Below are 15480 nucleotides of genomic sequence, written 5' to 3'. Positions count from 1 at the left end.
ATTTGAATTATGAAATACATTATATTCTTATTATCCATTAGTATTATAGGATGCAAGGGTGAGCCCAAAGAAATTGTGACCCACCCATATACCAACGAATTAATAAATGAATCCAGTCCATATTTATTGCAACATGCTCATAACCCAGTTGATTGGCATGCGTGGAACGATAAAACATTAACAAAGGCCAAAGAAGAAAACAAATTAATGCTTATTAGCATTGGCTATGCGGCTTGCCATTGGTGTCATGATATGGAAAAGGAAAGTTTTCAAGATAGTTTGGTGGCGCAAGTGATGAATAAAAACTTTATAAACATAAAAGTTGACAGGGAAGAACGACCCGATGTAGACCAAATTTACATGAACGCCGTTCAGCTCATGACGGGTAGTACCGGTTGGCCATTAAATGTAATTGCATTGCCCGATGGCAGGCCTGTTTGGGGTGGCTCGTATTTCAATAAAGAACAATGGATGGAAGCCCTAAACAAAATTTCAAAACTATATAATGATAATCCGAAGAAGCTTTACGCCATTGCCGATAAACTAGAAAAAGGTTTAAAAACTATAGACCTCGTTGATTTAAACACAGAAGAACCCGCATTCGACACAAGTACCATTGAAACTATAGTACAAAATTGGTCGAATCAATTTGATTATACAGAAGGCGGACTGCGCGGTACCCCAAAGTATATGATGCCTAATAATTATCTGTTTTTATTGCGTTATGCTTATCAAACTAAAGACGAAAAGATACAAGATTTTGTAAACTTAACATTAACAAAAATGGCCTATGGTGGCATTTACGATCATCTTGGAGGTGGATTTGCAAGGTATTCTACCGATAACAAATGGCACATACCTCATTTCGAAAAAATGCTTTATGATAACGCGCAATTAGTCAGCCTTTATTCCAATGCTTATCTCGCAACAAAAAACGAACTGTACAAAAACGTCGTAGTTGAAACGTTAGATTTTATAAACCGAGAAATGACCGCCGAAAATGGGTCTTTTTACTCGTCTGTTGATGCCGATAGTAAAACACCTCAAGGTATCCTTGAAGAAGGCTTTTTTTACGTGTGGCAGAAAGAAAAAATTAAGTCCATTTTAAATGATGACTTTGAAATGTTTTCTGATTATTACAACCTCAACGACTACGGTCTTTGGGAAAACGACAATTATGTTCTTATTAGAAAAGATAACGATTCAACGATAATCACTAAATACGAAATATCAAAAGAAGCCTTAGCGCAAAAAGCAAAAAACTGGAAAAAAATCCTATACGATATTAGAACTAATAGATCTAAACCAAGATTAGACAACAAGTCCATAACCTCGTGGAATGCCTTAATGATTAAAGGATACCTGGATGCCTATAAAATATTGGATGATAGGGATTATTTGTATGCAGCAGAGAAAAATGCGCTTTTTATAAAATACAATCAAATACGTAAAGATGGCGGTTTAAACCACAGTTACAAATATGGGCAAAGTACTATAAATGGTTACTTAGAAGATTATGCCACAACCATTGATGCTTTCTTATCACTTTACGAAGCAACACTTAACGAAAAATGGTTAGTAACAGCCAAAGAATTAACAGATTATACCTTTGCACATTTTTTCAATGAAACAAACAAAATGTTTTATTTCACCTCTGATCTGGATAGTAATTTAATAACACGCAGTATTGATTATCGAGATAATGTGATGCCTTCAAGTAATTCTATAATGGCAAAAAGCTTGTTTAAGTTATCTCATTATTTAGATAAGGAAGATTTTAGAAACACAGCATTAACTATTTTAAATAACGTGAAATCTGAAATACCTAAAATGCCTTCAAGTTATTCGAACTGGCTAGACTTAATGATGAACTTTACATATCCATTTTATGAAGTAGCCATTATTGGAGATGATGCCAAAGAAAAATTAACAGCATTAAATAAAACATACCTTCCCAATAAATTAATTGTTGGAAGTACCGATGAAAACGACATGCCTTTACTGCTAAATCGCTATGTTTCTGACCAAACTTTAATTTACGTATGCGTTAACAAAGTTTGTAAACTACCAGTATCGGAAGTAGATGAAGCTATTAACATGCTACAGGAATGACGTTTTTAACCACATTTTTAATCGCACTTGTTGCTTTCTTGCATCTCTATTTTCTAATTTTAGAAATGTTTTTGTGGACCAAACCAAAAGGCATTAAAACTTTCAAATTAAAATCTAAAGATTTCGCCGAAGAAACCAAGGTTTTAGCTGCGAATCAAGGCTTATACAACGGCTTTTTAGCATGCGGTTTATTTTATGCCATCATTCAAAATGATATAAAATTTGCATTGTTTTTTCTAATTTGTGTGACCATCGCAGGTATTTATGGGTCGTATTCTACAAAGCAGATTAAACTTTTTTATGTGCAAGCAATTCCTGCAATACTGGCTTTAATAAGTTGTATTCTTTAAAACTTAACTTTTAATTACCATTGCTTTGCTTAAAATATTTTTAATTTTAAGCTTTAAAACATTATAAAATTAAATTATGAATTTAGAAAACATTGACACCCAAAAATGGATTGATTTAGCAACTGAATATGGCTTAAAAATAATTGCAGCCATTGTTATATGGATTGTTGGTTCTTGGGTTATTAAAAAACTCTTAAAGGCTAGTCGAAAAATAATGACCAAAAGCAGTTATGAGGAAAGCCTTCAGAAATTTTTGATAAACCTGTTAAACTGGTCCTTAAAAATATTATTAGTAATAACACTTTTGGGTACTTTAGGAGTACCTACAACGTCTTTTGCCGCGGTAATCGCCGCAGCAGGTTTGGCTATAGGTTTAGCACTTCAAGGATCTTTAGGGAATTTTGCAGGCGGTGTGTTAATTATGATTTTTAAACCTTTTAAAATTGGCGATTTAATCGAAGCTCAAGGTGAATTAGGCACTGTAAAAAAAATAGAAATTTTCACAACCAAATTAACTGGCATGTCTAATAGAGAAGTTATTATACCCAATGGCGCCTTGTCTAACGGAAACATTATTAACTACACCACAGAAGGCACAAGACGTGTAGATTTAGTTTTTGGTGTTAGTTATGATGCCGACATAAAAAAGACCAAAGAGATTTTAATGGGTGTATTAACCTCCCACCCTAAAGTTATTGAGACTCCTGCACCAACGGTAAACGTATTGGCTTTAGCAGATAGCTCGGTAAACTTTGCGGTAAGACCTTGGTGTAAAGCAGAAGATTATTGGACTGTTTACTTTGAAGTTACCGAAAACACAAAATTAGCACTCGATGCTGCAGGTATTGAAATACCTTACCCACATCAAGTAGAAATTAGAAAACAAGGTTAAGATTTAGGCTTTAAGGCCACAAAATCTTTTAAATAATAAGGTTCAAAATAAGCGACATCCTCAAAATCGTTTGTTTTGAACTTTTTATATGCTAACAAACCCATCTCGTTTGCCGAAGGTAATTTGTTTTCAATAAAAACCGCATTCGGATGATTGATTAACTCTTTTGTCTTTTCAACACCATTACCTATAAAATAAACCTTCCCTTTTTCTAAATAATCACCAAAAGCGTGTTCATCTAATATTTGAGCTTTAGTTTCGCGAATTCGATTGTAATTAGAATCAAAAACTGCCGAATACACTTCCATGCGGCGCGCGTCTAACATGGCTACAATAACACCTTCGTTACAGGAAACTTGATGTGCTAAAGCCTCTAAAGTAGAAACTGAAATTAAAGGCTTATCAAGAGCAAAACAAAGTCCTTTTGCAGCGGATACTCCAATACGCAGCCCTGTATAAGATCCAGGGCCTTTGCTAATGGCTACAGCACTTAAATCGTTTAAAGCAATGCCCGCTTCTTTTAAAACCTCATCAATATATACATGTAAACGTTCGGCGTGCGAATAATTTTTATCGTAATCCTCTTTTAAAAAAATAGTTTTTCCTTCTTTTGAAAGCGCTACCGAACAATTAGTTGTTGCTGTTTCTATGTTTAGTATTATCACAATTAATTTGTTAATGATTTTCCCATGTAAAAGTCTAAAACTTTTGTCTTAAAAACAAAATCATATTTAGCATTTATTAGAGATGATTGTGCATTTATTAATCGGATTCTGGCTTGCTCTAAATCGAATGAAGTCATGCTGCCAATATTAAAGCGTTCTTTAGAATTTTCAAAAGCTAATTCTTGTGATGCTAACGATTTCTTAGCTGCTGAAAATGCTTTTAAAGCCGCATGTGCATCGGTATACGCCTGTTGAATGTTTGATTCTAAGTCTAATTTTGCTTGTTCTAAATCAAGCTGGCTATTGTCTTCTTGAATTTTTGATTTTTCAACAGCAGTTTTATTTTGAAATCTCGTAAAAATGGGAATATTAACGCTTAAACTTAAACTATGTCCTTTGTTTTCATTGATTTGTTCAAAAAATGAATTTGAATTAATTAAGTTCGAAAAATTAGCTCCGGAATTAAATCCGTAACCAAGCGATACTGTTGGTAAATACCCACCTTTCGATAATTCGGTGCTTAAACTAGCTATCTCAATATTTTTTTCGGCTACTTTTATTTCAACTCTATTTTCTAGCGCATAATTTAAAACGGGTGCAATTTCTTTATATAACAAGCCTTCCGATGGACTGATAATATTAATTACTTCCACATCGAACCCCTCATAAGACACTTGTAATAATTGTGACAGCGACAGTAATGATAAATTTAAACTGTTTTCTGCAATTGTTAAACTTTGCTCATCTTTACTAAGAGTTGCTTCGGCATCGTAAATATTTGCTCTAGGTTGTGCACCTGCGTTTACCAAATTTTTAACTTGTTCTAATTGCTGAATACTAAATTCGTACTGTGCTTTTGCAACTTGAAGATTCTCTTTATTAAATAACACGTTTAAATAGGCATTAACCACGAATAAAGAAATATCATCCTTTATTTTATCTAACCCAAGTTTATTAGACTCTAAACTTAATTTTGCCTGTTTGTAAGCGTTGAGATTTCTATAACCATTAAACACGGTTTGCGAAACACTTATACTGGCATTAGTTGAATGGAATGTTCTGTCTACAAAGTTACCGGGAAATAATTCCGATTGCCCTAAGCTTAATGATTGCGATAAATTTGCCCCAACATATGGTAAAAAACTTCCTTTAGATGCGATAACATCTTGCTCCATACTTAACAGGTTATTCTCGCCTTTTTTTACTGTAATGTTGTTCTCTAAAGCGTGATTTACGCAATCTTGAAGCGACCACTTTTTAGTTTGAGCAGCTATTGTGGTACATGCTAAGAAGAATACCCATATTATAAAATGATTTTTCATGCTCGTTTTTCTAATATTAGTTATCATTGTCTTCTTTATCTTCGTCATCTTTAGAGGCTTTATTCCAAACTTTAATCTTATCACCTTTTTTAAGTCCACTTGTTATTTCAACATTGATACCATCAGACAGACCAAGTTCTACATCGCGTTTTTCAAATTTTTTATCGCCTGTTTGCACTTCCACAAAAGGTTTTTCTGTAATGCGGTTATATTGTAAAAGGGCTTCTTTTATAGCAAATACACTGTCTTTACCTTCAATATCAATCTCTGCATTGGCACTATAGCCTGCACGAATATTGGTGGCTTCATCGATAGTTACATTTGCTTTTATAGTAAATTGAACGGCCCCGTTAACTTCAATCCCTTTAGGTGCTACAAAGGTTAATTTCGCTGGAAATTGTTTGTCTCCAATAGCTCCTAATATTACCTTTATTTCTTTGCCTTCTTCTAATTTACCAACTTCGGCTTCATCCACCTTGCCTTCAAAAATCATATGACTCATATCGGCAATAAAGGCGATTGTTGTTCCTGCATTGAACGTATTACTTTGAATAACCTGATCGCCTTCACGGATAGGAATTTCTAAAATAGTTCCTGAGATTTGTGCGATGATGTTTGTGTTTGCAGAACTTCCGCCAGAGATAGATCCTTGTTTGATTATCTGATAATCGTTTTGTGCCTGTGCCAGACTTTCTTTAGCTTGATCGAACGCAAGTTTACTATTCTCGAAATCCTGAATAGAAATAACACCTTTGTCAAAAAGCGTTTTGTTTCTATCGTTTAATATTTTGGCGTTGTCGTATGATAGTTTTGCTGATGCAATTCTACTTCTTGCACTTACCAAACTTTGTTCATTTGGCACTACTCTAATTTTAGCAATTAAATCGCCTTTTTTAACGATATCGCCTTCTTCAACCAAAATTTTATCTACAATACCAGAAACTTGAGGTTTCAGTTCAATTTCCTCTTCGGGGTTTAATTTTCCCGTTGCCACTGCTTTTGTTTTTATGGATGTATAAAAAGGTTCTTCAACTTTAAAGTCTTCAATCGCTTTGGAATTGGCGTCTTTAAAATACTTTAATACGAAGGCCAACAGTATTACAACTATTAATACTGAAATGATTTTTACAGTTTTATTCATTTTATTTTTCTTGATTGTTTATTCTTCTCTTAATGCTTCAATTGGTTTTATGCTTGTGGCTTTAAAGGCGGGAATTAGCCCGATTAAAGTTCCTAAAATAACTAATATAATTAGTGAAATAAATACGACTCCTATCGACACCGAAGCGTTAACAATAGTTGCATCGTCTCCCTGCCCAAATGCCGCATCCAGACCTATTAAAATCCACCCTCCTGTTATTATTCCAAAAATGCCAGCAACAAGGGTTAAAAAAACAGCTTCTACTACTATTTGACGTTTAATCTCGAATGGCGTAGCGCCTAATGCACGTCGCACACCTATTTCCTTAGTACGTTCTTTAACTGTAATAAGTAAAATATTTCCAATTGCAAATACACCTGCTATTAAGGTAGCAATACCTACAAACCAGGTTAAAAATTGCATGCCAGTTAAAAAGCCAGTTATTTTAGCGAATTCTTTACCTAAATTAAAACTTCCAAATGCGCGTTTATCGTTTGGATGTACGTTGTTAAGATTTTTAAGCAACAGCTTCGAATCTTCTTCTATTTGTTTAATATCGAATTCTGGTTTTCCGGTAATCATCATCCAACCAATACGATCGCCTTGATTATAGATTTGTTGAAACGTTGTAAACGGAATGTGGATATCGGCAGAAGGCCCCATATTTACATTGCCGGTTTCGAACATGCCAATTACCTTAAAGTTGATGCTGTTTATTTGAATATACTCGCCAATTGGCATTTCGCCTTTTTCAAATAATTGCTTGTATATATCTTCTGAAATTGCGACTACTTTTTTATTATCGTCAATATCATTCTGATTTATAAAACGGCCATGTATTAATTTTTTCTTTTGAACTTGGTCTAGCAATGGGTAATCTCCATAAACACGAAATGTACCCGAAAGAAAATTTCTAACAATTAATGCTTCATTTATATTCCTAGGCACCACAAATTCGATACCTTCAATGTTCTCTTCGATCTTTTTAGCATCGGTTAGGGTTAGTTGAATTTGCTTGCCTTCTTGAAATCCCTTAAATGGTTTACTTGTACTTTGTCCCCAAATAAAAACGCTATTTGTTGCGAAACTTCCAAACAATCTATTAAAAGAATTCTCTAGACCTCGGGCAGAACCCAGCAAGCCTATAAGTAATAATATACCCCACCAAACTCCCACCATCGTAAGAATCGATCTTAGCTTATTTTTATTAAAGCTATCGAAAACTTCTTGCCAAGTGTCTCTATCGAGTAAAAATTTCAACATATTTAATCGTTTCTAAGTGCCACAATTGGCTTTATTTGTGATGCTTTTTTTGCAGGCAAATACCCTGCAATTGCCCCAGCTAGTATTAAAGTAATGGTTGCGCCGATTACGAGACTACTGCTTACGCTTGGATCTTTTATAAAATATTCTTCTAAACTTGGACCTACTAATTCTAACACACCCATACCCATTAATAAGCCAACATAACCAGCAATTGCCGTAATAAGTATCGCTTCAATTAAAATAATAGATACTATAGATTTAGGTGAAGCCCCTAAGGCTTTACGAATGCCTATTTCTTTGGTACGTTCTTTTACAATAAATATCATAATGTTGCTGATGCCCACAACACCTGCGATAAGTGTTCCGAACCCAATTACTAAAATAATAACAGTTAAACCCATTGTCATCTGATCGACAGCTTTGGTTCCTTGCGCCATATTATGCACCCTGATAGCGCGCTGGTCGCTTTTTGCTACTGAAAATCGCTCTTTTAATTTTTTGGTGAGTTGCGTCCCAAAATTTAATGCTTGATCTGAATTCATTTCAGGATTATAGGTTAAATGCATCAAATCGACAAAATCATTATTACCGTAAACAAATTGCGTTGTTGAAATTGGCATATAAATAACACTTTCTTCATTATCACCTTCATCATCAGTAAACACCCCAACTACCTTATATTGAATTCCACTTAAATTTATGTATTTCCCAATAGCGTCTTCTTTAAAAAACAAATAGTCATCCACTACTCTACCAATAACTACAACTTTTGCTCTGTTTTGTATATCATTCTGGTTTATATAGCGACCTACTTTTACTTTATTGTTTTCAATAAACATGTATTCTGGGTAGACACCTCTTACTTCGTAAGTGTTTTTTTCACCTTTATAAGAAGCATTTACACTTTTATTGACTTTGGATGTGATATACTGTACTTTATCTCCAAATTCGTCTAGAATAAATGTTCGGTCTTCATTTGTAAATTGGATTTGTCTACCAACTTGAAGCCCTTTATAGGCCTTGGTTGTTTTACCTGGAAAAATTACAATGGAGTTATTGGCATCGGTTCCAAATGCCTCTTTAAACGTGTTTTGCAAGCCGTTGGCAATACCAAAAAGAATGGTAAATAGCAAAATAGCAAAAGCCACCGTGAAGCCAGATAGCAAACTTCTGGTTCTGTTTTTATTGATACTTTGAAATATTTCGCGCCAAAGGTCTAAATCAAACATACTGTTCTGCCCTTACTTGTTCTACTTTCTTATCTTCCATAATAACACCATCACGTAATCGTACAATACGCTTACACATGTTAGCAATATCTTCCTCATGTGTAACAATTAAAATGGTTTTCCCTTCATCATTTAATTGTTGAATAAACGCCATGATTTCATGAGATGTTGTAGAATCTAAGGCTCCTGTAGGTTCGTCTGCCAGAAGTAATTTTGGGTTTGCGGCTAAAGCTCTTGCTATAGCCACACGCTGATTTTGACCACCAGAAAGTTCTTTAGGTAAATGATGCGCCCAATTGGTTAATCCTACTTTTTCTAAATGAAACATGGCAAGTTCTTGACGCTCTTTACGCTTCATGCCTTGGTAGTACAATGGAAGCGCTACATTTTCTAAGGCATTTTTATAATTGATAAGGTTGAACGATTGAAAAATAAATCCTAAAAACTTATTTCTGTAAACCGCTGCTTTTTTTTCGGTGAGGTTTTTTATTGGCAAGCCATCTAAAATATAATCACCAGAATCTGCTTCATCTAACATGCCAATAATATTAAGCAAGGTAGACTTACCAGAGCCCGACGAGCCCATAATGGCAACCATTTCGCCGTCTTCGACCGTAAGATCTATACCTTTTAAAACATGTAATTTGGAATCACCTATTGGATAGGATTTGTGTAGTTTATGAATTTCTAACATTATATTGATTGATTAATCATGCCTTAAACTTATTAGTTAGACTAAGTAAGTAAAGAAATGTTACAATATACGTTAAAAAAACTTTTTTATTATTTCTTTAACGTATTGAATTTCTTATAAATAAAATATGCAATGCCTGCAACTAAAATATAAGGAATAGCCATTAAATACACAATGCCATCATTAATACCTTCTGCAGCTGTTTGTCCTTCTGCGGTTTCAAGTACTGCCCTACACATAGCGCATTGGGCATTTGTTTCGATAAAAATGAAACAAGTTAAAAGAAAAAAGATGACTTTGCCTTTGAAACTACACATAATATGGTGAAATCATGATATAAACTATAACGCCTGTAACTGCCACATAAAGCCACAATGGAAAGGTAATTTTAGCTATTTTTTTATGCTTTTCAAAATTATTTGTTATTGCTCTTACATAAGTGATTAGCACAAATGGAATGACTATAATAGACAAAAGTATATGTGATAAAAGTATAAAATAATACACATATTTAATAGCGCCTTCGCCTCCAAATTTAGTAGAATCACTTGTCATATGATACGCCACGTACATTACTAAAAACGCCACAGAACACCAAAGTGCCGTAGTCATTAAGTTCTCATGAAGCACGATATTTTTCTTTTTAATAGCTATTAAAGCAATCACTAAGATTACTGCTGTTAATCCATTTATAGTGGCATAAATTGGTGGCAAAAACGATAGCGGTTCTACATTTGGTATTCTAACACCAAACAGTATAGCAACTGCCACAGGTATGATAATTGATAAAGCAACAATTAGTTTATTGTATTTTTTATCGTCTAAGATTTCGTTTTGATTATTCATTGAGTAATTTTTTAATATCTTCTTTTAATATACTTATCTCTTCTGGCATACCTTCGTCATCCGTTTTTTCTTCTTCAGAAATTATCCCATTGTAAAAAATAATTGGGTTCCCATTTACAATCCGCGATCGTAAATAGCCGTTTTTATCGATTAATGCGAAGTTTCCGGAGTGTTCAAAACCACCTTCTACAGTAGCATCTTCGGCGGTATATAAATTAAACCCTTCATTAGCCAATTTGTATATTTCTGTTTGATCGCCTGTCATTAAATTCCAATTAGGGTTGGTAACACCATATCTATCTGCGTAAGCTTTTAATACTTCTGGCGTATCGTTTTCCGGATTAATAGTAAATGACGCCACTCCAAAATTTTCAAATCCTTTAAATGCATTTTGAATTTGAACCAGATTCGCATTCATTCTGGGGCAAATTGTTGGGCAGGTGGTAAAGAAAAATTCTATGACATACACTTTACCTTCATAATCTTTATTAGTTATTAGCTTTCCATATTGATTCGTAAAGGCAAACGAAGGTACTTTTTTACGTTCATTATTGATTTCAATAAAAGCTAAATTTGATTTTTTTGAATCGTTAAAATCACTTCTACTTTCTTTTCGGGTGACATCATTATTTACGATTCTGTCAACTATTTTAGGAACAAAAATAATTCCGAAGACTAAAATAATAAAGGCTATTCCGATGTATGAATAATTAGTTTTTTTGCTCATGGCTTTTCATATATAGTTTCTTATACGTATTGGTTTCGACTTCACTCAACCTGACATCTTTTTTAATTGTCGACTGCGTTTAAATCGTTTGCTCTCCTTGTATCAGAATTAAATTCACCTTTTCTTTTTTGTCTATACTCCGTAAACAAAATGCGCAAATCGTCGCTCATTTTATTCTTAATTTCTGCCACTTCAATACAATTGTATGAACTTAAAACATAAGGTACTTCCTTTCTTGAAATTTCATTATCGGTCCTGTCGTCTAATCGCCCTCTTTGATTTAAGTCTTTATCGACGATAAATACTTGATTGGTAGCTAAATTTTCATCTAAATTAGAGTTGCATTTCAGACTTAAAAACACCTTTTCAATAGCGTCTGGAGTTCCAAAAACAAAATGCCAGAATCTTAAATCTTCATACGAACTTATTTCCGTTTTTAATTTCTCAACGGCTTCTTCTGTACCAACAGGCACCACAATAACAACTTGAAACTTTTTAAATCCTTTAAATTTATCGTAAACCAATTCCTTTAAATTGGACGCTGCTATGCTATTGCTTAAAGGCGTTTTACCCAAAAAACCAAGTACCGTAATATGATCTTTTAAAAGCACTTTTTCGTCTGAAGAAGAATTGAATGCATTTAAATCTACTACCGAAGTATTAACTATATCTAAGGGTGTATAATTGTGAGTGGCTGGATATAATAACAATAAAAAGGTAACTGGTAAAAAAAATAATATCCCTAAAACAACGTATCTGCCAATTTTTTTTAAATCCATTTCGTAGTACTATAAACGTAGAGCAAAAATAAAAAAAGGCGGTCTATAAAACCGCCTAAATATATGTTTTAACACTAAATTAGTGCATTTATTATTTAAAAATCGTGTTTGATAAATCCTTTAGAGTAAACACCTTCTATATAGCCGCCTTCTTGTAATAAGATAAACACTAAATAAAGAATTAAAAAGATTGCTGTCCATACCACCATACGTCTCAACGCTTTTACTTCGTCGCGCATGTGCATAAAATCCCAGGTAATATAATAAGCTTTAGCAATTGTTAAGATGATAAAAATCCAGTTTAAGATTTTCATTCCTAAAAAATGCCCCATTAAAGATTCTGGTTTATATATCCCTAAAACAACTTCAACAGTAGTGATTACGGTTAAAAGAATTAAAACGCCCCAAATTTTTTGAGTTACCGTTTTAAATTTAATTAAACCTCTTAAGATTTCTAATTTATGTGCGTGTGCCATTTTTAATATTTTTTACTTATTAAACTAGGTAGAAGAATGTAAATACAAATACCCAAACTAAATCTACAAAGTGCCAATAAAGTCCAACTTTCTCAACCATTTCATAATTTTTACGTTTTTCGTAAGTTCCTAATATCACATTAAAGAAAATAATGATATTGATAATTACTCCCGAAAATACGTGGAATCCGTGAAACCCTGTTATAAAGAAAAAGAAATCGGCAAATAACGGCGACCCATATTCGTTCTCATGTAAGTTCGCGCCTTCTACAACGTGTTTTCCATTCGTTTTTAGTTGATGTAACGATTCTTCTCTAGAAAGAATGGTTTTTTTCCCATGTTCATCGATAGTTTGCGTTCTTACTAAAATTTCTGGATGCGCTTCTAAACCATGAATAACATCGTTTACGGTATAAGTTGGCAAAGAACCTTCTCCAACAAACCATAAACCATTTTTATCTTGGTGTTGTTCTCTTTCAGTTGGAGCAGCAACCACAAAATCTCTAAGCGCAACGCGATGTCCATCGGTATTCACAAATTGAATAATGTTACCGCCTTTTGTTTGTACAGCACCAAAATCTCCTTTAATAAATGTTGCCCATTCCCAGGCTTGCGATCCAACAAATATTAAACCTCCTATAATAGTAAGCAACATATATAATGTTACTTTCGCTTTATTTAAATGATGTCCAGCATCTACGGCAAGTACCATAGTTACAGACGACATAATAAGCACAAAGGTCATGAACGCAACGTAAATCATTGGGTGTTCTTGCCCGTGTAAAAAAGGCACGTGTGTAAACACCTCGTCGGCTATAGGCCATGTTTCACTAAACTTAAATCTTGAAAACCCATAGGCTGCTAAAAAGCCCGAAAATGTTAAAGCATCTGAAACGATGAAAAACCACATCATCATTTTTCCGTAACTGGCTTTAAGTGGTTCATTACCGCCACCCCAAGTTTTTCCTTCTGCTCCAGTGTTTACAACTGATGTACTCATATATAGGTTGTTTGTTTAAAAGTTGGACAAAAATAGACAATTTATCTATTTAATAAAATATCCGCCATTAAATTTTAAGATTCTGCAAAAGTAAAAACGTTATAAAATATGACATAAGTCATTTTAATAACAAAATTTCTACCTTACGAAATATAAGAATAAAAAGAGATACACCCATAATATATCTATAAAATGCCAAAACGTAGCAGCCAGTTCAAAACCTAGCATTTTTGTAGCAGTATAGTTTTGTTTAAAATGATTATAAATTACTACCAACAAACAAATTAACCCTACAACAACGTGTAAAATATGTACCACGGCTATTAAATAGATGTAAGACATGGTAACATTACTGGTAGGACCTGTAAAATTATACCCTAAATCTATGATTTGCTGAAAACCTGATAATTGATTAAATATAAAAACAACACCTAAAATAAGTGTTACAAACAACCACAGCATGGTAGCTTTTCGTTGGTCTTTTTTCAAAGCATTTTTAGCCAAAATAAACGAAATACTGCTCAACACAATTACAATGGTGCTTACAATAAATGCCTGTGGCAGCTGAAAATCTTTTAACCAGTCGGGTCTAGAACTACTGACCACAAAGGCACTTGTCCACCCTGCAAACGACATAATTAATGATATGATTCCAAACCAAAGCATCATTTTTTTTGCTCTGTTATTTTTTTCCTCTAAAGTTCCTTGTGTTAAATCCATAGTTATCCAATAAATTTATCAATTACATAAACAATTTGCACCAATGTTATATACAACACGCTTATCAACATGAGTTGTCTTGCTGCTTTCTCTGTCATTTCATTAAACAATCGAAACGCATAATATAACATACCCAATCCTAATACAAACACTATTATAGCCGCAACGATAGATAAACTCAATGCTCCGGTAAATCCAAAAACCGGTATAATAGACACTAAAATAGTCCAAATAGTGTACATAATAATTTGTACCGCTGTTCCTTTATCGCGTTTTCCGGTTGGCAACATAAAAAATCCAGCCTTCTCATAATCATTAAACAAAAACCAACCAATAGCCCAGAAGTGAGGGAATTGCCAAAAAAACTGTAACGCGAATAAGGTGCCTGGTTCTATCCCAAAATTATCGGTCGCAGCTACCCAACCTAACATAAAAGGTATGGCTCCTGGTATAGCTCCCACAAAAACTGCCAACGGCGTTTTGGTTTTTAACGGCGTATAAACACAAGCATATAAAAAAATAGAAATGGCACCAAACATAGCCGTTTGCTTATTGATGCTATATAAAATTATAATTCCTAATAGGGTAAAAATACTGGCAATTATAAAAGCCGTATTAACAGACATTCTGCCAGAAGGAACAGGTCTGTTGGCTGTACGTTTCATTAAAGCGTCTAGGTCTTTTTCAATAATTTGATTAAAAGCGTTCGAAGCGCCAACCATAAAATATCCACCAAATGCCAATAAAATTAAGGTTTTAACACTTACAATATCCACCCCGAGCAAGTAGCCTGCCAGCGAAGAAAACACCACGCTTAATGATAAACGCATTTTAGTAATTTCTTTAAAATCCGAAATTACCGAAGTTGTTGTTACTGAAGTTTTTGTGTTGCTCAATAGTTTTTAACATTAAACCTTTTGTAAGGCGAGTGCAAAGATACTTTTTAAAACATTTTCACCAATGGTTTTTTCTGGTAAATTTATCTAACCCAACAGAGGTTATTTTTTGGGCGTGCCCTTTCAGGTCGGGCTATTCGTTACAAGTCCGCGCTCCCCCGAAGCCTCGGGGTCGCTGTGGGCTTTTCACTACTATCCCTCACGCGCGTTTGCTCGCAGCATAAGTTTTTAAATCCGTGCACAAACACTATTTGCAACAAAACATAAGATTTTCTTCTTTTGAATACGCTGTAAATTTAGATTTCCGCTGTAAAAAAACCGTAATTGTGTGCTAATTAGCAGGAAGCTCTATTGAAATTTACATA

The 15480-nt window shown here is 33.9% G+C and carries 17 protein-coding genes; 3 read left to right on the top strand and 14 right to left on the bottom strand.

Annotated elements, in window-relative coordinates; all coding sequences use genetic code 11:
• The first annotated feature begins 9 nt into the window (after positions 1-9).
• The 3 genes from ACFQ0I_RS15560 (at position 10) to ACFQ0I_RS15550 (ending at position 3354) form a co-directional block, all read left to right on the top strand.
• Entirely contained in the window at positions 10-2112 is a 2103-nt protein-coding gene (locus tag ACFQ0I_RS15560; RefSeq protein ID WP_379943860.1) for a thioredoxin domain-containing protein, read from the top strand.
• Positions 2109-2462: a DUF1304 domain-containing protein gene (locus tag ACFQ0I_RS15555; RefSeq protein ID WP_379943858.1), complete on the top strand. Its 354-nt coding sequence runs from the start codon at positions 2109-2111 to the stop codon at positions 2460-2462. The genes ACFQ0I_RS15560 and ACFQ0I_RS15555 overlap by 4 nt, the downstream gene beginning before the upstream one ends.
• Before the next feature lie 76 nt (positions 2463-2538).
• On the top strand, positions 2539-3354 hold the full coding sequence (locus tag ACFQ0I_RS15550; protein ID WP_379943856.1) for a mechanosensitive ion channel family protein: 816 nt from the start codon (positions 2539-2541) through the stop codon (positions 3352-3354).
• Here ACFQ0I_RS15550 and tsaB read toward each other — a convergent pair.
• The 14 genes from tsaB to cyoE form a co-directional block, all read right to left on the bottom strand.
• A complete protein-coding gene (gene tsaB, locus ACFQ0I_RS15545) occupies positions 3351-4022 on the bottom strand; it encodes a tRNA (adenosine(37)-N6)-threonylcarbamoyltransferase complex dimerization subunit type 1 TsaB (protein WP_379943899.1) in 672 nt (223 codons plus the stop codon). The genes ACFQ0I_RS15550 and tsaB overlap by 4 nt on opposite strands.
• A complete protein-coding gene (locus ACFQ0I_RS15540; RefSeq protein WP_379943854.1) occupies positions 4022-5341 on the bottom strand; it encodes a TolC family protein in 1320 nt (439 codons plus the stop codon). The genes tsaB and ACFQ0I_RS15540 overlap by 1 nt, the downstream gene beginning before the upstream one ends.
• A gap of 16 nt (positions 5342-5357) precedes the next feature.
• Complete coding sequence (locus ACFQ0I_RS15535; protein ID WP_379943852.1) at positions 5358-6482, bottom strand: efflux RND transporter periplasmic adaptor subunit; 1125 nt, start codon at positions 6480-6482, stop codon at positions 5358-5360.
• 18 nt (positions 6483-6500) lie between these two features.
• On the bottom strand, positions 6501-7745 hold the full coding sequence (locus ACFQ0I_RS15530; protein ID WP_379943850.1) for an ABC transporter permease: 1245 nt from the start codon (positions 7743-7745) through the stop codon (positions 6501-6503).
• Between the two features lie 2 nt (positions 7746-7747).
• Complete coding sequence (locus ACFQ0I_RS15525; RefSeq protein ID WP_379943848.1) at positions 7748-8977, bottom strand: ABC transporter permease; 1230 nt, start codon at positions 8975-8977, stop codon at positions 7748-7750.
• The gene (locus ACFQ0I_RS15520) at positions 8970-9671 is read right to left on the bottom strand and encodes an ABC transporter ATP-binding protein (protein WP_379943846.1); all 702 of its coding nucleotides are present in this window, start codon (positions 9669-9671) and stop codon (positions 8970-8972) included. Before ACFQ0I_RS15520 ends, ACFQ0I_RS15525 begins: the two co-directional genes overlap by 8 nt.
• Before the next feature lie 89 nt (positions 9672-9760).
• Positions 9761-9910, bottom strand: a complete 150-nt coding sequence (locus tag ACFQ0I_RS15515; RefSeq protein ID WP_379943844.1) for a hypothetical protein — start codon at positions 9908-9910, stop codon at positions 9761-9763.
• 70 nt (positions 9911-9980) lie between these two features.
• Positions 9981-10517 carry a DUF420 domain-containing protein gene (locus ACFQ0I_RS15510; RefSeq protein WP_379943842.1) on the bottom strand — a complete coding sequence of 179 codons (537 nt, stop codon included), beginning with the start codon at positions 10515-10517 and terminating at the stop codon, positions 9981-9983.
• On the bottom strand, positions 10510-11244 hold the full coding sequence (locus ACFQ0I_RS15505) for an SCO family protein (RefSeq protein WP_379943840.1): 735 nt from the start codon (positions 11242-11244) through the stop codon (positions 10510-10512). Before ACFQ0I_RS15505 ends, ACFQ0I_RS15510 begins: the two co-directional genes overlap by 8 nt.
• A 62-nt stretch (positions 11245-11306) precedes the next feature.
• Positions 11307-12023 carry a hypothetical protein gene (locus ACFQ0I_RS15500; RefSeq protein ID WP_379943838.1) on the bottom strand — a complete coding sequence of 239 codons (717 nt, stop codon included), beginning with the start codon at positions 12021-12023 and terminating at the stop codon, positions 11307-11309.
• Between the two features lie 95 nt (positions 12024-12118).
• On the bottom strand, positions 12119-12499 hold the full coding sequence (locus ACFQ0I_RS15495; protein WP_379943836.1) for a cytochrome C oxidase subunit IV family protein: 381 nt from the start codon (positions 12497-12499) through the stop codon (positions 12119-12121).
• A 19-nt stretch (positions 12500-12518) separates the two neighbouring features.
• Positions 12519-13499, bottom strand: coding sequence for a cytochrome c oxidase subunit 3 (locus ACFQ0I_RS15490; protein ID WP_379943834.1), 981 nt, complete (start codon positions 13497-13499; stop codon positions 12519-12521).
• Positions 13500-13637: 138 nt separating this feature from the next.
• On the bottom strand, positions 13638-14219 hold the full coding sequence (locus tag ACFQ0I_RS15485; RefSeq protein ID WP_379943832.1) for a cytochrome c oxidase subunit 3: 582 nt from the start codon (positions 14217-14219) through the stop codon (positions 13638-13640).
• Positions 14220-14221: 2 nt separating this feature from the next.
• Positions 14222-15115: a heme o synthase gene (cyoE, locus tag ACFQ0I_RS15480; protein WP_379943830.1), complete on the bottom strand. Its 894-nt coding sequence runs from the start codon at positions 15113-15115 to the stop codon at positions 14222-14224.
• Between the last annotated feature and the right edge of the window lie 365 nt (positions 15116-15480).

The sequence above is a fragment of the Mariniflexile aquimaris genome, assembly GCF_042676825.1.
In the GTDB taxonomy this organism is placed as follows: domain Bacteria; phylum Bacteroidota; class Bacteroidia; order Flavobacteriales; family Flavobacteriaceae; genus Mariniflexile; species Mariniflexile aquimaris.
The sequence above is the reverse complement of the archived record's forward strand: the minus strand, read 5'-3'. Positions and strand labels throughout refer to the sequence as shown.

What these genes read in the sequence shown, in the direction of transcription:
- ACFQ0I_RS15520 (WP_379943846.1), bottom strand. Translation starts at nt 9,671, where the DNA reads ATGTTAGAAATTCATAAACTACACAAATCCTATCCAATAGGTGATTCC.
- ACFQ0I_RS15540 (WP_379943854.1), bottom strand. Translation starts at nt 5,341, where the DNA reads ATGAAAAATCATTTTATAATATGGGTATTCTTCTTAGCATGTACCACA.
- ACFQ0I_RS15505 (WP_379943840.1), bottom strand. Translation starts at nt 11,244, where the DNA reads ATGAGCAAAAAAACTAATTATTCATACATCGGAATAGCCTTTATTATT.
- ACFQ0I_RS15500 (WP_379943838.1), bottom strand. Translation starts at nt 12,023, where the DNA reads ATGGATTTAAAAAAAATTGGCAGATACGTTGTTTTAGGGATATTATTT.
- ACFQ0I_RS15510 (WP_379943842.1), bottom strand. Translation starts at nt 10,517, where the DNA reads ATGAATAATCAAAACGAAATCTTAGACGATAAAAAATACAATAAACTA.
- ACFQ0I_RS15495 (WP_379943836.1), bottom strand. Translation starts at nt 12,499, where the DNA reads ATGGCACACGCACATAAATTAGAAATCTTAAGAGGTTTAATTAAATTT.
- ACFQ0I_RS15490 (WP_379943834.1), bottom strand. Translation starts at nt 13,499, where the DNA reads ATGAGTACATCAGTTGTAAACACTGGAGCAGAAGGAAAAACTTGGGGT.
- ACFQ0I_RS15530 (WP_379943850.1), bottom strand. Translation starts at nt 7,745, where the DNA reads ATGTTGAAATTTTTACTCGATAGAGACACTTGGCAAGAAGTTTTCGAT.
- ACFQ0I_RS15525 (WP_379943848.1), bottom strand. Translation starts at nt 8,977, where the DNA reads ATGTTTGATTTAGACCTTTGGCGCGAAATATTTCAAAGTATCAATAAA.
- ACFQ0I_RS15555 (WP_379943858.1), top strand. Translation starts at nt 2,109, where the DNA reads ATGACGTTTTTAACCACATTTTTAATCGCACTTGTTGCTTTCTTGCAT.
- ACFQ0I_RS15485 (WP_379943832.1), bottom strand. Translation starts at nt 14,219, where the DNA reads ATGGATTTAACACAAGGAACTTTAGAGGAAAAAAATAACAGAGCAAAA.
- ACFQ0I_RS15560 (WP_379943860.1), top strand. Translation starts at nt 10, where the DNA reads ATGAAATACATTATATTCTTATTATCCATTAGTATTATAGGATGCAAG.
- ACFQ0I_RS15550 (WP_379943856.1), top strand. Translation starts at nt 2,539, where the DNA reads ATGAATTTAGAAAACATTGACACCCAAAAATGGATTGATTTAGCAACT.
- ACFQ0I_RS15515 (WP_379943844.1), bottom strand. Translation starts at nt 9,910, where the DNA reads ATGTGTAGGGCAGTACTTGAAACCGCAGAAGGACAAACAGCTGCAGAA.
- ACFQ0I_RS15535 (WP_379943852.1), bottom strand. Translation starts at nt 6,482, where the DNA reads ATGAATAAAACTGTAAAAATCATTTCAGTATTAATAGTTGTAATACTG.